The organism is Neoroseomonas terrae (assembly GCF_018129025.1).
GTDB lineage: Bacteria > Pseudomonadota > Alphaproteobacteria > Acetobacterales > Acetobacteraceae > Neoroseomonas > Neoroseomonas terrae.
Window position 1 is genome coordinate 1 of sequence record NZ_JAAEDI010000012.1, and the last position, 17,339, is coordinate 17,339.

The 17,339-nt window shown below is 70.7% G+C and carries 17 protein-coding genes; 6 read left to right on the plus strand and 11 right to left on the minus strand.

Annotated features, from left to right (window positions below):
- Positions 1 to 119: 119 nt before the first annotated feature.
- Both GXW78_RS11980 and GXW78_RS11985 read left to right on the plus strand, forming a co-directional pair.
- Positions 120 to 311, plus strand: coding sequence for a hypothetical protein (locus tag GXW78_RS11980; RefSeq protein ID WP_211869043.1), 192 nt, complete (start codon positions 120 to 122; stop codon positions 309 to 311).
- 11 nt (positions 312 to 322) lie between these two features.
- Complete coding sequence (locus GXW78_RS11985) at positions 323 to 1,291, plus strand: DUF2950 domain-containing protein (RefSeq protein ID WP_246522085.1); 969 nt, start codon at positions 323 to 325, stop codon at positions 1,289 to 1,291.
- Positions 1,292 to 1,349: 58 nt separating this feature from the next.
- Here GXW78_RS11985 and GXW78_RS11990 read toward each other — a convergent pair whose 3' ends face one another.
- From GXW78_RS11990 to GXW78_RS12015, 6 genes are all read right to left on the minus strand, one after another.
- Positions 1,350 to 1,787, minus strand: coding sequence for a Csu type fimbrial protein (locus GXW78_RS11990; RefSeq protein ID WP_211869045.1), 438 nt, complete (start codon positions 1,785 to 1,787; stop codon positions 1,350 to 1,352).
- The gene (locus tag GXW78_RS11995; protein ID WP_211869047.1) at positions 1,784 to 4,210 is read right to left on the minus strand and encodes a fimbria/pilus outer membrane usher protein; all 2,427 of its coding nucleotides are present in this window, start codon (positions 4,208 to 4,210) and stop codon (positions 1,784 to 1,786) included. The genes GXW78_RS11990 and GXW78_RS11995 overlap by 4 nt, the downstream gene beginning before the upstream one ends.
- Positions 4,197 to 4,925 carry a fimbrial biogenesis chaperone gene (locus GXW78_RS12000; RefSeq protein WP_211869049.1) on the minus strand — a complete coding sequence of 243 codons (729 nt, stop codon included), beginning with the start codon at positions 4,923 to 4,925 and terminating at the stop codon, positions 4,197 to 4,199. The genes GXW78_RS11995 and GXW78_RS12000 overlap by 14 nt, the downstream gene beginning before the upstream one ends.
- Entirely contained in the window at positions 4,926 to 5,435 is a 510-nt protein-coding gene (locus GXW78_RS12005) for a Csu type fimbrial protein (protein WP_211869051.1), read from the minus strand.
- A gap of 800 nt (positions 5,436 to 6,235) precedes the next feature.
- Positions 6,236 to 7,219: a Bug family tripartite tricarboxylate transporter substrate binding protein gene (locus GXW78_RS12010; RefSeq protein ID WP_211869053.1), complete on the minus strand. Its 984-nt coding sequence runs from the start codon at positions 7,217 to 7,219 to the stop codon at positions 6,236 to 6,238.
- A gap of 27 nt (positions 7,220 to 7,246) precedes the next feature.
- The gene (locus GXW78_RS12015) at positions 7,247 to 7,636 is read right to left on the minus strand and encodes a flagellar FliJ family protein (RefSeq protein ID WP_211869055.1); all 390 of its coding nucleotides are present in this window, start codon (positions 7,634 to 7,636) and stop codon (positions 7,247 to 7,249) included.
- Positions 7,637 to 7,733: 97 nt separating this feature from the next.
- Here GXW78_RS12015 and GXW78_RS12020 point away from each other — a divergent pair, with 97 nt between their 5' ends.
- Positions 7,734 to 8,825 (plus strand): isocitrate/isopropylmalate dehydrogenase family protein, encoded by a 1,092-nt coding sequence (locus GXW78_RS12020; protein WP_211869057.1) that lies wholly within the window; start codon positions 7,734 to 7,736, stop codon positions 8,823 to 8,825.
- Between the two features lie 20 nt (positions 8,826 to 8,845).
- Here the strand turns inward: GXW78_RS12020 and GXW78_RS12025 are convergent, their stop codons facing one another.
- Positions 8,846 to 9,274 carry an ion channel gene (locus GXW78_RS12025; protein ID WP_211869059.1) on the minus strand — a complete coding sequence of 143 codons (429 nt, stop codon included), beginning with the start codon at positions 9,272 to 9,274 and terminating at the stop codon, positions 8,846 to 8,848.
- Positions 9,275 to 9,456: 182 nt separating this feature from the next.
- Between GXW78_RS12025 and GXW78_RS12030 the strand changes: the two genes are divergently transcribed.
- The 3 genes from GXW78_RS12030 to GXW78_RS12040 all read left to right on the plus strand — a co-directional run bounded on the left by GXW78_RS12030 (position 9,457) and on the right by GXW78_RS12040 (position 13,268).
- Entirely contained in the window at positions 9,457 to 10,704 is a 1,248-nt protein-coding gene (locus GXW78_RS12030) for a flavin-dependent oxidoreductase (protein ID WP_211869061.1), read from the plus strand.
- A complete protein-coding gene (locus tag GXW78_RS12035; protein WP_246522087.1) occupies positions 10,701 to 11,720 on the plus strand; it encodes an amidohydrolase family protein in 1,020 nt (339 codons plus the stop codon). The genes GXW78_RS12030 and GXW78_RS12035 overlap by 4 nt, the downstream gene beginning before the upstream one ends.
- Before the next feature lie 126 nt (positions 11,721 to 11,846).
- Positions 11,847 to 13,268, plus strand: coding sequence for an alkaline phosphatase family protein (locus GXW78_RS12040; protein WP_211869063.1), 1,422 nt, complete (start codon positions 11,847 to 11,849; stop codon positions 13,266 to 13,268).
- Positions 13,269 to 13,807: 539 nt separating this feature from the next.
- On the opposite strand, the gene GXW78_RS28480 is transcribed toward GXW78_RS12040, so the two are convergent.
- The 4 genes from GXW78_RS28480 to GXW78_RS12060 are packed head-to-tail and all read right to left on the minus strand — an operon-like array spanning position 13,808 to position 17,297.
- Positions 13,808 to 14,674, minus strand: a complete 867-nt coding sequence (locus GXW78_RS28480; RefSeq protein ID WP_211869065.1) for a DUF697 domain-containing protein — start codon at positions 14,672 to 14,674, stop codon at positions 13,808 to 13,810.
- Positions 14,671 to 16,059, minus strand: coding sequence for a YcjX family protein (locus GXW78_RS12050; RefSeq protein WP_211869067.1), 1,389 nt, complete (start codon positions 16,057 to 16,059; stop codon positions 14,671 to 14,673). The genes GXW78_RS28480 and GXW78_RS12050 overlap by 4 nt, the downstream gene beginning before the upstream one ends.
- Positions 16,060 to 16,062: 3 nt before the next feature.
- Positions 16,063 to 16,458 carry a lactoylglutathione lyase gene (gloA, locus tag GXW78_RS12055; protein WP_211869068.1) on the minus strand — a complete coding sequence of 132 codons (396 nt, stop codon included), beginning with the start codon at positions 16,456 to 16,458 and terminating at the stop codon, positions 16,063 to 16,065.
- Positions 16,455 to 17,297, minus strand: coding sequence for an LpxI family protein (locus GXW78_RS12060; protein ID WP_211869069.1), 843 nt, complete (start codon positions 17,295 to 17,297; stop codon positions 16,455 to 16,457). Before GXW78_RS12060 ends, gloA begins: the two co-directional genes overlap by 4 nt.
- Positions 17,298 to 17,339 lie beyond the last annotated feature (42 nt).

The window sequence follows — 17,339 nt, forward strand, 5'->3', positions numbered from 1 at the left end:
GGCCGAACGTGGGCGGCGGCGGCAGGGCCGGTGGCGACGGTGCCGCCCGGCCCGGCGGCGGTGCACGGCCTCCTGGCGGGAACCGTCCTTCGGCCGGTGCGGCGGGTCAGCGGCCCGCCGTGACGCAGAGGCCAAGCGGTCGCCCGCAGGCCACGCCGGCGCGGACGCACCAGCCGCAGGGCTTCCAGGGCATGGGCAGCGGCGGGCGGGACCGTGCCGCCGCGCATCGTGGCGCCGCCAGCCGGCAGGGCATGGCGGCGCGAGGCGGCGGTGGGGGCGGACGGGCCCATGGTGGCGGGCGGCGGCGGTGAGGAGCAACGCGATGACCAGAATCGGCCTGATCGGCGGCCTCGCCGTCCTGTTCGCCGCCCAGCCCGCGGCAGCCCAGCCCGCCCCGAGCGCCGAGGCCCCGGCCGAGGCGCGCCCCGCCGCGCAGCGCCCCATACCGCCGGCCAGCTTCCGCACGCCGGAACAGGGCTTTGCTGCCCTCGTCGCCGCACTGCGCGCACCGGGCAATGCGCAGGCGCTGCGCGTGCTCGGCACGGCCGGGACGCGGCTGATCCGTTCCGGTGACCCGGTCGAGGACCGCATGGCGCGGCAACGCTTCCTCGCCGCCTATGACGAGAAGGCCGAGATCCTGCGGCCCGGCCCCGACCGCGCCGAGTTGCAGGTCGGCGATGACGGCTGGCCGCTACCACTGGTGCTGGTCCGGCTCGGTGACGCCTGGCGCTTCGACACCGCCGCCGCGACACAGGAAATCGTCGACCGACGCATCGGCCGCAACGAACTCGACACCATCGACACGCTGCGGGAATTGGCGCGCGCGCAGGATGACTACGCCCGCACGGCCGGCCGGTCCGGCGCGCTGCGGGCCTATGCGCGGCGCTTCTTCTCGACGCCCGGGCAGCATGACGGGCTGTACTGGGAAAGCGCGCCCGGCGAGCCGGACAGCCCGCTCGGGCCGCTTTTCGCGGCCGCGAGCGCGGGCGGCTATGCGCGCAGCCGCGGCGACACGCCGCAGCCCTTCCATGGCTACCTGTTCCGCATGCTGGAATCGCAGGGCGCCGCCGCGGCGGGCGGCGCGACGGATTACGTCGTGAACGGGCGGATGATCGGCGGCTTCGCGGCCATCGCCTGGCCGGCGCAGTACGGCGTGTCCGGCATCAAGACCTTCATGGTCAGCTACCACGGCGAGGTGTGGGAGCGGGATCTGGGTCCGGAGACGGCGAGAGCGGCCGCGCGGATCGCCAGCTTCGACCCTGGCGACGGCTGGACACGGGTGGCGGAGTAGGACGGCAGATCTCCTCGTACATGCGCCGGCGCGGCACCGATGTTCGACCGGTGCCGTGTCAGTAGCTCATCGTCACGAGGATCGTGTCGAGATAGGCGCCGGGCCGCACCACCTGGCGCGCAGGGACGCGCCCATAGATCGTGAGCGTGCGCACGCAGGCGAGCAGGCAGCTTCCGGGCACCGTCACCGTGCCGCCCGTCCCGTCACCCCAGATCGTGGTGCGGGCAGCGGTCGTATAGAGCTGGTAGCTCAGCAGGGTGGGCCCGTTCGCCATGCGCCGGGCCGCCACGCTGCCGCCGCCCGGCCCCAGGGTGACCGTGTAGTTGCCGATGGCGAGCAGGCAGGAAAGCGTGATGCTGCCCGTGGAATCGAGAGATGTGGCGGCAAAGGGCTGATAGGTCGCGAAGGTGACCGGCACCGCCGTGACCGAGCATTGCGCGCGCGCGGCGACCGGCAGGGCCATCAGGAAAGCGGCGGCGGTCAGCACACGCTTCATGGCGCTTCATCCTGGCAGGTCAGTGGCCCGATGGTCGGGATGTCCCCGGCCACCGGCCGGTAGGTGAAACGGGCGATGCAGCGGCGGCCGCTCGGCGCATCGACCGTCACGACATGCTCGATCGGGTCCAGGCCCTGCAGGAACGCTTCCCCGTCATAACCCACCGGCACACGCGCACCGCCCTGCACGGAGGCGATGCTGCCGACCGGCAGCGGATCGCCGGCCCCGTCCACGAGCCGGAGCAGCGCCCCCTGGCTCGCCTGGAGCGGGAACTCCAGCAGGATCCCCGACCGGTCCTGCGGCCGCACCTCACGCGAGGTGTAAGGCAGGACGGCGTCGGGCGGCACGTCGGTCGGGTCGATCCCGATGCGGTTCACGTCGTAAGATCGCAGGTCGGGCACGATGATCCGGCCGCCGGAGCCGGTCCGTCCGACGAGGCGGTTCTCGCTCGTCACCCGCACGCCGCCGACGCCGCCGGTGTCCACCACGGCGAAGCTGTCGTTGATGACGTTGGAGGCGAAGACGCTGCCATCCACGAAGGACAGCGCACCTTGCGCCTGCGCCCGCACCGCCACCTGGTCATCGCTGCGGTCGACGCCCACGCCCACCTCGCCCCAGGGCGAGCGGTACTGCACGTCGGCGAAGGCACGGTCGACATAGCCGGCCGAGGCGTAGGCCTGGTAGCCCCACTGGTCGACTTCCACCGGTGTCTGCGACGCCTGCACCTGCCCGTAGGCGCGGCCGTCATTCGCACCGCCGGCGACGCTCGCCGAGCTGCGCGGGCCGAGGGGAACGGCGATGCCGGCGAGGAAACCCGAGCCGCCGCCACGCGCGAAGTCCCGGAAACCGGTCGCGTAGACGGTGAAGTCGCCGACACGGACATTGTAGCTTGCCGAGACGACATGCGCGTTCTGCGCCGGCTGCACGAGCACCTGGCCGGCCTGGTCCTGCACCTGTCCATTCACCACCACCGTTCCCGGCGGCGCGTAGAAGCGGATCGGCAGCGGTGCCTCGTCGCGCTCGATGCCCGCATAGGCGATGCCGAGCGATCCGTAGCGACCGAGGGAGAGACCGACGCTCGCATTGATCTGCCGCCGGGGCACCGGATCGCCGTTCAGCGAGGCGATGTCGCGAAAGTTGCGGTCGGCGAAGATCGCCGAGATGCCGAAGCTCAGCCGCGGCGCGATGCGCTGGATGCCGATGCCGATCTGAGTGCCCGTCTGGCCCATCGCCGTGCTGGCTGCAGCCGAGATGTTCAGGACGCCGAGATTGCCGACATTGATCACGAAGCCGCCGCCGCCCATCGCGAAGTCCGACCCGCCCTCGGCATGGCCTTCGAGCGTCAGCATCTCCGACACGCCGCGGCGGTAGGTCGCGGCACCGACGACCTCGCCATAGTCGTCGCTCTCGACGCTCCAGTTCAGGCGCAGGGCGCCGACCTCGAACGAGTAGGTCGACAGGCCAGGGGCAAGCAGGGCCGAACTGGCATAGAAGGGCAGCGTCGTGACGACCTGCTGGCCGAGCGCATTGGTGACGGTCATGGCGACCGTACCCGCCCCCGTCACGACCGGCAGTTGCGGGATCTCGAACGGGCCGGGCTGCACCTCCCGCGACAGGAGGGCGACGCCGTTCACCAGGACATCGACAGTGGACGGCACGGCAGCGGTACCGCCGACAGCCGGAAGCGGGAAGGTGACGAGATCTGGCCGAAGCGCGAAGTTCGACGTGATCTGCGCGCCACCCATGCGGATCGGACGCGTCCAGCTCAGCCCACCGGAGATGAAGTCGCCCACGCGGTACTGCCGCATCGCAGCGGGGTCGGAGTAGGTATAGGTGGAGTCGAGCCGGATCGCGCGGTTCGCGTCGAAGCCGCCATAGCCGTTTCCGGTGGAACCGAGCATCCCGGAGCTGAGCACGCCCCAGCGCGAGAAGATGCGGCCGTCGAGCAGCCCCGTGACCGTGTTCGACCCATCCACCGACACCGCGGCGACATCGTAGTTGATCGTCGCACCAACGGCGCTGGCATAGACGCCATCCGGTCCATCCGTGACGCCGGTCCTCAGAAGCGCGGGCAGCAGGCTTTCGTTGCGCGCCGTCGCGTGCAGCGCCTGGCCGGGTTGATCGAGCCGCCAGGTGATGCCGGAAAGCTCGGCCAGCGGCACAAGGCCGTCCGCCTGCGGCTGGACGCCGTCAGGCACGCGGAAGCCGAGGCCGCGCAGTTCTTCCGGCCGGGCCAGCAGAGCGCCGTCGCGATAGGTGAACTCACCGATCTTGCCGATGGAAACGCCGTTGACCATCACCTCGAGCAGAAGGGTCTGGTCCTGGGCCCTCGCGTCGCGGTGCAGCGCCAGCGAGAGCAACGCCGCGATCAGGAGCGAGACGAGCGCGGTTGCCGCAGAGCCATGTGCCTCAACGACCCGCATTCACGGCAACGGCCTGGTCGATCGGCCCCGCATCGGATTGGGCGGACAGGCGCACGCTGCCGCCGGACAGCGACCGACCCGGGATCAGCAACGGCCAGCGCCGCGTCCCGCCCGCAAGGATGTAGGGCAGCGCATCACCGCCCAGCCGGATGCCGGAGCGGCCGGCGAGTGAAATGTCGCGGACCGATTCGTGCCGCGTGCCGTCATTGACGGCGACAAGGAAGGCGCGGCCGCCTTCGTTGTCGATGCGCCAGCGAAGCCTTGGAGCGATCGGGCGGTTGGGTGGCGCCGCAAAGATGGGGATCGACAGGCGCACGGCGATGCGGACCATGCCCGGGGTCGCGGTGCCCGGAATCTGGTCGAGCAGGATGCGGTAGCTCGCCTCCTTATCCTGGGCCGGTCGGCGTAGGACGACGCGGACCACTTGGCTTGCCCCCGCCGCGATGGTGCCGAGCGGCGGGCTGACCAGCAGGTCCTGCGTCGGGCTCAGCTCGTTGTCGCCGGCGGGTTGCGACCAAGTGTAGGCGCGGACCTGGAACGAGCTTTCGTCGGCGCCTTGGTTGATGACGGTCAGAACGGCCGTCATCTGGCCCGGCGCCATCCGGATGTTCACGGGCAGGACGGTAAGTGACTGCGCCCTGGCCGGCCGCGCGGCGCAGGCAACCAGCGCTGTCCCCAGCGCCGCCGCCAGCCGCCGCGTGACCGGCGCGCCCATTCAGAAGGAGACCGTCGCCGTTATGGTATCGACATAGGCGCCCGGGGCGACGAACTGGCCGGCCGGCACGCGGCCATAGACGGTAAGGGCCTGGGCGCTGCCGGTGCCGGTGCCGGCGACGGTGTTGGTGCCGACGGTAGTGCCCCAGACCACCGTCCGCGCCGCGTCGCTGAACAGGCTGTAGCCGAGCAGGGCCGAGGCTGGCCCGGTCATGCTGCGTGTCGTGACGGTGGCGCCCGGCGCCGTGCCGGCATTGAGCGCAACATTGTAGGCCGTGGTGTTGGTGCAGGTGACGGAGATCGTCGTGGTCGCGTCCGTCTGCGTACCGGTGTAGGTCCCGAACGCCAATGGATTGGCGGTAATGAGACAGGTCGCTTGCACAGTAGCCGTGACTTGGAACGTGGTCGTTGCGGTTTGCGCGCGCGCAGGGGCGTACACGGCCGAACAAACGACCGCCGCGAGGGCAATGAAGATGGGTGCAGCGGACGCCGATTTATTCGGGCATGCCATGTTGATCTCTCACCTTTTGAGAACCGCACTGAAGTGGACCCCACGATTGGAGTCCGGTGGCTTACTGATTTCGTCGATACAACTTTAACGTGTGACTCGCCAGATTCACCACAACCTCGCAAGCCGCTAACGCATCACAAGTTGTTGGGATGCGTACGGCCACGGTTTCTTTACCGACGGCGGCTTACGGGATTGCTCCGGCGCAGTGCTTGTGGCGACGTCGTACCGGCAACCCGTCAGAAGCACCGCGATGATGACGATTGGCTCAGTTTCGGCTGGCGCCCGACGCCAATCGGGGATGCCGCCCCGGGGCGCGTGTCGACCACGCCGCCGACGGGCTCCCCGATCGGATTTGCGAACTTCGCCCTGCATCGGCGAAGGGTCCGGCCGCGGGTAGCGCAGACGTCAGCGTGCCAGGCTGCAGGCCTCGGCGGGCGCCGCGCTTCCCGCCGGCGCGTCGCAGCCACGCCGGGTACCTGATGGCTGCCCGACACCTGTTCTCGCCTGCGTCGCAGGCGGCGTTCGTGCGGCGCCGCGCCGCGCCGACGTTGTCGGCCCGATAGCGTGGGGCACATAGGCGCCCACGCCGAAACCACCCTGTGCGACCCCCTGGGCGCGGCTGCCGCCGGGGGTCAGCATCAGCGGCAGTCCGATCGCCAACCAGGCCAGCCTCGACCGGAGCACGATGGTGTCCCTTTTGCGTGAGCACCCATAGTGGCACGGAAAGGTTACCGGCGCATGAAGTCGCGTATCGAAACGATTCTCCGCGGCGGTACTCGCCGGATTCCGGCCCTTGGGCCCTACCCTTCAAGCCGCACGTTGGCCGCCTGCGCGACCTCCCGCCACTTCGCGATCTCCGATCGGATGAACGCCGCGCATTCCTCCGGCGTCTGCGGGTCGGCCACGGCCCCCATCTGGGTGATGCGCGCATTGATCCCCGGGTCGCGCAGCACGGCGACGACGTCGGCGTTGATCTTCCGTACGACCTCGGCCGGCGTGCCGGTGGGGGCGACAAGCGCGCTCCAGCCCGCCGCGGCATAGCCTGGCACCAGGGTCTCGGCGATCGTCGGCACCTCGGGAAGCTGTGGCACGCGCTGCGCGGAACACAGCGCGATCGGCTTCACGCGGCCCTCGCGGATATGCGGCAGGGAGGAGGCGACGGAATCCGTCATCAGCTTCACGTTGCCGGCGATGACGTCGGCAATGCCGGGGCCCGAGCCGCGGTAATGCACGATGTTGAAGCGGATGTTGGCGCGCAGCATCAGCAGTTCGGCCGCCATGTGCTGGCTGGTGGCCGGGCCGGCGGAGGCCATGTTGATCGTGCCCGGTGCCGCCCGCGCGGCCGCGGCCAGTTCCTGCATCGTGTTGTAGGGTAGCGACGGATGGGCCACGAGCAGCAGCGGCACCATCGCGACGTTCGAGATGCCGACGAAATCCTTCTCCGCGTCGTAGGGCAGGCGCGGCAGGACGGAGGGGTTCACGCCGAGCGGCCCGGACGACCCCGCAATCAGCGTGTACCCGTCGGCGGGCGAGCGCGCCCCGGCTTCCATGGCAGGCACGGAAGCCCCGCCGCCCCGGTTCTCCACCACCACACGCTGCGGCCAGCGCCTGGACAGTTCATCCGCGACCAGGCGCGTCAGAATGTCGGCGGCCTGTCCCGGTGGGAACGGCACGATGATCTTGACCGGACGGCTGGGCCAATCGGCCTGCGCCTGCGCCACGACGGGCAGCAGCGGCAGGCTGGCGGCGCCGAGCAGCGCCCGGCGGCGAATGGTGTTGTTCATGCGGATTCCTCCCGAAACGAAGGCATCCTATCCGCGGGGCAGCGCATCATCCAACCGGGCCTGCTCGCGCCGCAGCGTGTCACGGCGGCGCTGCGCTGCGCGGCGGTCGCGCAGGATGCCGACCACCTTCTCCGCGGCGCGGCTGCGGGCCAGGGCGTCGCGCTCGGCCTCCTCGGCCGCCTCGGCGCTGGCCAGCGCAGCGCGCTGCGCCTGGCGCGCCGCCAGCCCATGGGCGAGGAAGGCGCCATAGGTGATGGGCAGGCCGCCGGGTTGCTCGGCGCGCAGCGCGGCGTCGGCGGCCTCCGCGGCGCGCTGCTGTGCGACTGTCGCGCTGCGGGCCTCGGCGAGGCGGCGCTGCGCGGCGCCGACCTCGATGCAACGGAGCCGGGCCAGGATGTCGAGAGGATGGCGGGACATGGCGCCGCCGATCCTGCCATCCGATGCTTACCACCGGGTTGAAGGTGCGCCGGGCGACGTGGAACAGTCCGGGCAACCAAATCCCCGAGGAAGTGCCATGCCCCTGCCCTCCAATACGCACCGCATCGCGGTCCTGCCCGGCGACGGCATCGGCACGGAGGTGACGGCGGCGACGCTCGCCGTGCTCGAGCCGCTGTCGAAGCGCCACGGCATTGGCCTCGCCTTCGAGGAACTGCGCGCCGGTGCCTTCTGCTATCGCGACACCGGCACGGCGATGAGCGAGGAGACCTTCGAGCGCGCATCGAAGGCCGATGCCATCCTGCTCGGCGCGATGGGCTGGCCGGAAATCCGTGCGAAGGACGGCACCGAGATCGCGCCGCAGCTCGACCTGCGCTTCCGGCTGAACCTGTATGCTGGCGTCAGGCCGTTCCGCGCGCTGCCGGGCGTGCCGGTCGCGCTCGCCGATCCGCGGGCGCGCGACATCGACCTCGTGATCGTGCGGGAGAGCACGGAAGGGCTGTTCTTCTCCCGCGACCGCGGCATCGTCACGCACGACATGGCGGAGGAGACGCTGCGCATCACGCGCGGCGTGACGGAGAAGCTGGCGCGCTTCTCCTTCGGCCTGGCGCAGCAGCGCGCCGGGCGCCGCGGGCGGCAGGGCACGGTCACGCTGGTCGACAAGGCGAACGTCTTCCGCGCCTTCGCCTTCATGCGCGGCATCTTCGCCGAGATTGCCGCGGACCACCCCGACGTCGCGCATGGCGCGCACTACGTCGATGCGATGGCGCTGGACCTCGTCCGCAAGCCCTGGACCTTCGACGTGCTGCCGACCGAGAACATGTTCGGCGACATCCTCTCCGACCTCGGCGCGGGGCTGGTCGGCGGGATGGGCTTCGCGCCGAGTGCGGATATCGGCGACGAGCACGCCGTGTTCCAGCCCGCGCACGGCACGGCGCCGGACATTGCGGGTAAGGGCCTCGCGAACCCCACGGCGACGATCCTCAGCGCCGCGATGATGCTGGACTGGCTGGCTGGCAAGGGCGCGGGCCAGGCCTATTCGGATGCGGCGGCCGAGCTGGATGCGGCAGTCGACGCAGCCTTCGCGCGCGGCCTGCGCACGGCCGATATCGGCGGCCGGGACGGCACGGCCGCCGCGGCCATGGCGATCGCGGCGCAACTACGGCGGTGACCGGCCCGGTCCCGGCGTCGCTACTCGCTGCGGGCGATATGCGGCAGGTAGGTCTGGATCACATAGACGAACACGGCCGTCGACCAGCCGATCATCATGATTCCGCTGGTTGCCGTCAGCGGCGCCAGCAGGCGGGTCCCGGCATCCTGCGCGATGTCCCCCAGACCAAGCGTCGTGTTCATGATGAAGGATGAATAGAAGGCATCGGCGAAGTTATCGACGGCCCCGAGGTAGACGTACAGGCTCGCCCAGATCGACACACCCGTCAGATGCGTGATGAACAGGACCGTATTGATCAGGACCAATACCAGGAAAATAAAAATGTAAGGCGACTTGATCAGTACGTGGTGCACCTTCCTGACGGAGCTGACGATGAAGATCGTCGCCACGAAATGAATTGCCATGGATAGGATCATGGCCATGAAGCCCACGCCCAGATGAAACACCATCATCGTCTCCTTGTACCTGGTGCGCGGGATCGCTGAGCCGCGACCGATCGTGGCCAGCGCCCGTCGTCCGGCCCCCGCCAGCCGGGTCGATAGCCGGGCGGCGGGCCTGCGGGAATGGTACCGGGGTCCTGGTTGCCCCTGCCCGCCCTGTCGCTATCCTTCGGCGCCATGGGGGAACGGCCATGCGCGTACTGATCGCCGGGGGAGGCATTGGCGGGCTGGCGGCAGCGCTGTCTCTGCACGCTGCCGGCATCGAGGCCGAGGTGTTCGAACAGGCCCCCGAGATCCGCCCGCTCGGCGTCGGCATCAACGTGTTGCCGCATGCGATGCGCGAACTCACGGAACTCGGGCTGCACCAGCGCGTCGCGGCCGCGGGCATCGTCACCCAGGAACTCGCCTATGCGAACCGGTTCGGCCAGATGATCTGGTCCGAACCGCGCGGCCGCTTCGCCGGGTACTCCTGGCCGCAGGTCTCCATCCATCGCGGCCGACTGCATCTGGAACTGCTGGCGGCGGCACGGGAGCGGCTCGGGGATGAGCGCATTCACCTCGACGCATCGATGCTGGGGTTCGAGCAGGATGATGCCGGCGTGACGCTCCGCCTGGCCGATGGGCGCAGTGCGCGGGGCGACGTGCTTGTCGCCGCCGATGGCATCCACTCCGTCGCCCGCAGCACCTTCTACCCGGATGAAGGGCCGCCGATCTGGAAGGGGCCGATCCTCTGGCGTGCCACCAGCATCGCCGCGCCGTTCCTGACCGGTGCCACCATGGTCGGCATCGGCAATCGCGACGTGAAGTTCGTCGTCTACCCGATCGCCGACGCGCCGGATGGCCGCAAGCTGACCAACTGGATCGCCGAGATCCGCGTCCCCGCCGACCAGACCTGGAAGCGGGAGGACTGGAATCGCCCCGGGAGGATCGAGGATTTCCTCTACGCCTTCGAGGAATGGCGCTTTCCGTGGCTCGACGTGCCGGCGCTGATCCGCTCCGCGCAGGCGGTTTATGAATTCCCGATGGTCGATCGCGACCCGCTGCCGCGCTGGACGCATGGGCGCGTCACGCTGCTCGGCGATGCGGCGCATCCGCTCTATCCGATCGGGTCGAATGGTGCGTCGCAGGCGATCCTCGATGCGCGCACCCTGGCGCTGACACTCGCGACCGGCGCTGACGCCGTCGCGGGACTCAACGACTATGAGGCGATCCGCCGACCGGCCACGGCCGCGCTGGTGGCCGCGACGCGCGGCGACGGGCCGGATGTCGTGCTCGACATCGCCGAGGCGCGCGCGCCGCGTGGCTTCGACGACATCGACACCGTCTTTCCCCATGCCGAGCGCGCCGAGATCGCCGCGCATTACAAGCGCCTCGCCGGCTTCGAGCCCGCGACGCTCAACGCCCGCCCCAGCCTGAACCCGCCGAGGAGAGCCGCATGAGCCAGCACTACCTTCCCGTCCGCGAGGAATGGCTCGCCGCGCGGCAGGAGGAGATCCTCGATCCCGGCCAGCGCATCGTCGATCCGCACCATCACCTGTGGGAACGGCCGGGCTGGCGTTACCGGCTCGACGACATCCTCGCCGATATCCGCACGGGGCATGACGTGCGGGCGACCGTGCTGGTGCAGGCGCGCGCCTTCCACCGCGCCGACGGGCCGGAGGAGCTGCGCCCGGTCGGCGAGACGCAATACGCCGCCGGCGTCGCCGCCATGTGCGAAAGCGGCGGCTATGGCGATGTCCGCGTCTGCGCCGGCATCGTCGGCTTCGCCGACCTCACGCGCGGCACGGCGGCGGGAGCGGTGCTGGATGCGCATCTCGCCGCCGGCAACGGCCGCTTCCGCGGCATCCGCCACATCGCCACCTGGGACCCCGATCCCGAGATGCTGAACCCGGCCTACACCCCGTCAGAGCACATGCTGGACAGCGACGGTTTCCGCGCCGGCATCGCCGAACTGGCGCGCCGCGGCCTGTCTTTCGATTCCTGGATGTATTTCCACCAGATCCCGAAGCTGACCGCCCTCGCCCGCGCCTTCCCCGAGGTGCCGATGGTGCTGAACCACTGCGGCGGAATCCTCGGCATCGGGCGCTACGCCAAGATGCGCGACGAGGTCTTCGCGACCTGGTCGGCGAACATGCGCGACCTCGCCACCTGCCCCAACGTCATGGTGAAGGTGGGCGGGCTCGGCATGCGCCTGCCGGGCTTCGGGCTGGAAGGCGAGCCGATCGCGCCTTCCTCCGAGACCCTCGCCGCCGCCTGGAAGCCTTGGATGGAGCCGATCATCGAGGTGTTCGGCGTGTCCCGCTGCATGTTCGAGAGCAACTTCCCGGTGGACAAGGGCGGCTATGGCTACGCCGCCGGCTGGAACGCCTTCAAGCGGCTGGCCGCCGGCGCCGGCGCGGAGGAGAAGGCCGACCTGTTCTGGCGTTCCGCGACGCGCTTCTACCGCCTGCCCTGACCCGGCGTCGCCTCGACTTCATCGTTCTGTCATCCGCCGAACCCGGTGCCCGTGCGATGGCGCCGCGTCCAACGCGAGGGAGCCGATGCCGATGCAGCCCGTGACCCGCCTGACCGGCCGAACGCCGTGACCCGCGTTATCATGGTCGCGCTCGACGGGCTGCGGCCGGACATGGTGGACGCCACCGCGACCCCGAACCTCTTCGCCCTTGCGGCGGAGGGCACGCGCTTCGCCAATGCGCGCAGCGTCTTCCCCTCCGAGACGCGCGTCGCCACCCCTTCCCTGATCACCGGCTGCAGGCCCGGCGGCCACGGCATGGTGGCGAACACGCTGTTCGACGCGTCCGTGGCGCCCGACCGGCTGCTCCGCACCAAGCTCGTCGAGGACGTGCTGGCCATGGCCGCCGGCGGCGAGACGCCGCTCCAGCGCAGCAGCCTGGCGGAGCGAATGTCGCCCTTCGGCCTGCGCTTCGCCCTGGTCAGCGCCGGCACTGCCGGTGCCGCGAGGCTGCTGCACCCCGCCGCCGACCGGCTGGGGGCGTTCCGCTGGAACGTCGAGGACATCGACGGCGATGCCGCTGCAGAGGTCCGCGAGGCGCTCGGCGCCACGCCCGATGCTGCCGTGCCCAACATCCCGCGCGTCGATTTCGCCGGCCGCGTGCTCATCGAGCACGTCCTGCCCCACCACCGACCCGACGTCGCCCTGCTGTGGCTGTCCGAGCCCGACGTGTCCTTCCACTGGGGCGGGCTGCGCGCACCACACACACAGCAGGCACTGCGCGCCGCCGACGCGGTGCTCGGCCGTGTGCGCGCCTGGCGGGACGCGCAGCCGGACGCCACCGACATCGCCATCATCGTCCTGTCCGACCATGGCCATGTCACCGGGCGGGGCAAGCGCTGCCTGCGCACCGAGCTCCAGCAGGCCGGCTTTCGCGCCGGCACCGGCATGGGGGCCGATATCGACGTCGTCGTCGCGCCGGCCGCGGCGCCGGGGATCTGGCTGCGCGACCGGGGGCTGGCGCCGCAGATTGCTGACTTCCTCGCGACGCAGCCCTGGGCGGGTCCCCTGCTCGCCCGTGACCCCGCGATCCTGGCGGCCGGCCGCGCCCTTCCCCTGTCGCTGCTCGGCAGCGGCCACGCACGCAGCGCCGATCTGGTCGCGACTTTCGCGGGCTCGGAAGCGAATGACGAATGGGGGCTGCCCGGCACCGCGCCTTTCGATGCGCCCGACGTGCCCGAGGGCGGCGGGATGCACGGGGGACTGCACCGGTCGGAGCTGGCCACCGTGCTGGTGATGCAGGGCGGGCCGTTCCGCCGTGGCATCGTGGCGCAGGAACCCGCGGACCTGACGGACATCGTACCAACCGTGCTGCACGTGCTGGGCCTGCCCGCCGACGGCATGGAGGGGCGCGCGCTCCTGGCCGGTTTGCACGCGGCAGGGGATGCGGTGCCGGACCAGGAGACGGTCGAGTTGCCGGGCGGGTTCGCACTGGACGCCATGCGGGGGGCAAACGGCCGCTTCTATCCGACAGGGATGCGGCGCCTGTAGTTCCAACGGCTTGTTCCGGCGCCGGGGAGGCCCTGCCCCATCGGCGTGCACGAAGAAGGGCGCCGCCGCTTTCCGGACCTCGCTTCGCAAGGGGCGGTCGGCACCTGGCGTTGGCAAAGGAGTTATTCGGTCTCTCAAAGCATGCGTTCGGCGCTAGTCGGTGTTTCGACGCCATTCATGGTCTTGCTGCACGGCGCCAAGTGGCGGATTGCAACGGCCTTCGTGATTGCCTCCCTGCTTCCGTCGTCGAAGATCGGAGGGGCCCTGCCCCACCGAATCACCCCGCCAGGGGGTTAGACCCCCTGGACCGCAATCTGTTGGTATCGAGCGCGGCGGTTTCCGGCGCGCTTCGTGCGCAAGGGCGGGTTCCGACAGCAATTCCACCAGCGCCGCACCGCACCAGATTGAGGTTTGCAAAGGCCCTTCGGCCTTTGCTGGGGTGGCTTGGAGGGGCAAAGCCCCTCCAACTCTACGACGGCAGGATCGGTGCAAGCAGGCGAGGCATCACCGGGTGTCGAGCCCTGGCTGCAACAGGCACGTCACCCGCGGGGCAACACCCGGCACGCCTCATCTGCCGCCCGTGCCAGCAGGATCATCCGCCGCGCCGCGACCGCGCCGGCAGCCGTCTCGCCGGCGATCTGCTCGGCGAAGCGGCTGCTGAGCGCACCGCGCAGCACCGCTTCCACCGCGACATCAGTGGCGGCGACCGTCGCCGCGTCCAGCGCCACGCGGCGCAGCAGGGTGATGGTGCCGGCGATGCCCGGCCGGAACCCATGCAGCGCGGCCACCTGCCGCACCAACCGGATGCCTCGCCAGGAAAAGGCGAGCACGTCCAGTGCGGGGGATGGGCTGATGGCGGTCATCGCGAAGGCCTGGATCGCGGCGTTGCGGCCCAACGCCTCCGCCTCCCGCGCGATGGGGGCAAGGGTGGTCGCCTCGACCAGGGCGCGCGCGGCGTCGATCGGCATCTCGGCCAGGCCTTCGGCGCGGGCACGGCCTTCGGGCAGCCGCGCCTGCCAGTCCACCAGCGCTGCCTTCACTGCGGCGGCGTCGCCCCGCGCATGGGCCGCGCGCGCGCGGTCCACTGTGGCGAGGGCAAGATAGCTCCTGACCTCCCGCCCGATCGCGGCGAACACCAGACCGAAGCCGGCGACGGCGACAGCGAGCGTGACCCAGCCGAGCCAGGCGGCCTGTGCGAATTGTGCGGCGACGAAGTTCCCGGCTTCCAGCACCGAGAAGCCCAGCAGCAGCACGGCGAGGCCGATCCCGAGCAGGGACAGAGTCGACCACCCTCGATCGGCCGGCAACGGGGCGGCGACTGCGGCCTCCCAGCCGAAATCCAGCCGCTGCGCGGGCTTGCCTGGTTCCTCGATGATCACCCGCGGCGGGGGCGTGGCGGCATTCACAGCGCATCCCCCAGCAGCCGGGCGAGCAGCGCGTCCATGCCGAGATGCGGCACGCCGACGCTGCCGGCGGGGTCGAGCCGGGGCGGACGGAATTCGGGCATCCGGAAGAAGCCGGTCTGCCAGAAGGCGGGTTCGGGCGGTTTCATTGGCACCTCACCCGGATAGATGGTGGCGCCCCGGCCCTCATTCAAAAGGACGCCGCGCACGGCGGCGAAGGCTTGGCCTTCCAGCATCGCGACCGCGTCCTCGGTGCAGCGAATGGCGGCCAGGGCGTGGAATGAGGTGGCTGCGCCCGATGCCTCCGCCCGGCCGCGCGCGCCGAGCGCCAGATGCTCCAGCAACGCGGCCAGCGCATCCCGCGCGCGGGTCGGCACGTGGTCCGCCTTGGTCGCGGCGAAGGCCACGCGCGTCGGCGCGGCGCCGAGCATGCGTTCGAGCCAGTTGCCACCGGAGACCACCGCCGCGACGGCGGCGAGCGCCTCGGCCGTATCCTCGAAGGCCTCCTGCCCGGCATGCAGCGCGCCGAGAACGTCCACCAGCACCACCTGGCGGTGGAAGCGCGTGAAGAAGGGATCGAGGAAGGCCGTCCGCTGATCCTCGAGATAGGCCGCGTAGCGGCGGGCGCACAGCGCCGCGAGGCCGCCCTGCGCGGTCGGCGGCAACGGGAAGAACCACAGCAGCGGCGCCTCGCCACGTGGGCCGGGGTTCAGGAAGCGACCGGGCTGGAGAAAGCGCAGGCCGTGATTGTCACGGCAGTCGCGCAGCGCGTCTCGATACAGGGTGAAGCCGCGCTTCGCGAGCGCGTCCTCGGCAGCGGCATCGCCTGGCAGGGCGTCGATGAAGGCGAGGAAGTCGCGTGCCGCCTCGGCCCGGATGCCCTGGCGCAATCGGGTGAGCGTCGCCGCCGACCAGGCCGCGTAGTCCTGGCGCAACATCGGCAGGTCGAGCAGCCACTCGCCGGGGTAGTCTAGCAGGTCGAGCGTGACGCGCCGCTCCGGCAGCAGCCCGCCCAGCGACGTGCGCCGCTCGACATCGATGGCGATAGAGAGCGTGGAAAAGTCCTCGGTGCGTTCGGGCCAATGGGGCGGGTCCGCGGCGAGTGCGCCGAGATGCGCCTCGGGGTCGAAGCGCGGGATGGTCTCGGTGCCGGCCGGAATGATGCGGACGCGCCGGATGCGGCCGCCCACGGCTTCATCCAGCGCGGGCAAGGTGCGCGCGCCGCGCCCGGCGGCCAGCAGGTTGGCGATCAGGGAGGTGAGGAAGACTGTCTTCCCGGCGCGCGACAGGCCGGTGACCGCGAGGCGCAGGCGCTCGCGGCCGACCAAAGCGCGGGCGGCGTCTTCGGTGGTGCCGACGACGCCGCGGATCAGGGCGAAGGGGTCCAAGCCCTACCGCTGGATCAGCTCGATCTTGTAGCCGTCCGGGTCCTCGACGAAGGCGATGATGGTGGTGCCGAACTTCACCGGCCCGGCCTCGCGCGTCACCTTGCCGCCGCCCGTGCGCACCTTCTCGCAGGCTCCGGCCACATCCGGCACGCCCACCGCGAGATGGCCGAAGGCAGTGCCCTGCTCATACTTCTCGACGCCGTAGTTGTAGGTCAGCTCGATCTCACCCTGGCCCTCGGCGTTGCCCTCGCCGTAGCCGAGGAAGGCGAGCGTGTACTTGCCGTCGGGCACGTCGCGGCGGCGCAGTTCCTTCATGCCGAGCAGGTCCGTGTAGAACTTCACGCTTCGGTCCAGGTCGCCGACGCGGATCATGGTGTGCAGGAAGCGGCCGGTGCTCATGCTGTCGTTCCTTCGCTGAAAGCGGCCGGATCGAAGGCGAGCAGGAAGATTCCCGCCGCTTCGGCCCGCGCGATGGTTGTCTCGCGATCCAGAAGGATGGTGCCGTTGGCCTCGAAGGCCAAGCCGCGAAGACCCGCCGAGGCCGCGTGATCGACGGTGCGCGGCCCGATGGTCGGCAGGTCCGCCAGGCGCGACTGGTCCGGCTTCACGCATTTTACCAGCACGCCGCCCGGCCCATCCCGATGCAGCGGGCCGGAGCGGTCCAGCATGGCGTCTGTGCCTTCGATCGCCTCCACCGCGAGGACCAGCCCCTGCTGCACCACGCACCCCTGCCCGACATCGGCGACGCCGAGGGCACGGCAGACCGCGATGCCGCGCCGGATGTCGGCGCGGGCGAGATCGTCGGGCTCGAGGCCGGCCAGGAGCGCCGCCGGTGGAAGCAGGTCGGCAAGGACCTGCTGGGCGCCGATCACCTCGAACCCATCCTCGGCCAGCACCTTCATGACGGCGCGCAGGATGGAATCATCCCCGGTGAAGGCTGCACGGCCGATCCGAGCCAGCAGCTTCAGGCCCGCTGCATCCGGCCGCAGCGACAGGACCGAGGGGCGCGATACGGTGCCAGCGAGCACCACCTGCCGCACGCCGTGTTCCTTCAGCCAGGCCAGCATCGTCGCGGCGAGGCCCCATCGGAAGGCGCGGGAAGGAAAGGCGGCGAACGTCGCGGCATCGCCATGGCCGTCCAGAACAGCCACGGCGACGGGGCGGCCGGAGGCGGCGACGGCCTCGGCGACGCGCAGCGGGAGCGTGCCGCCGCCGGCGATGATGCCGAGGGGCGTCATGGGGAGATCGGGGAGAGGATCTGCCACTCTCCAGGGCTCGGC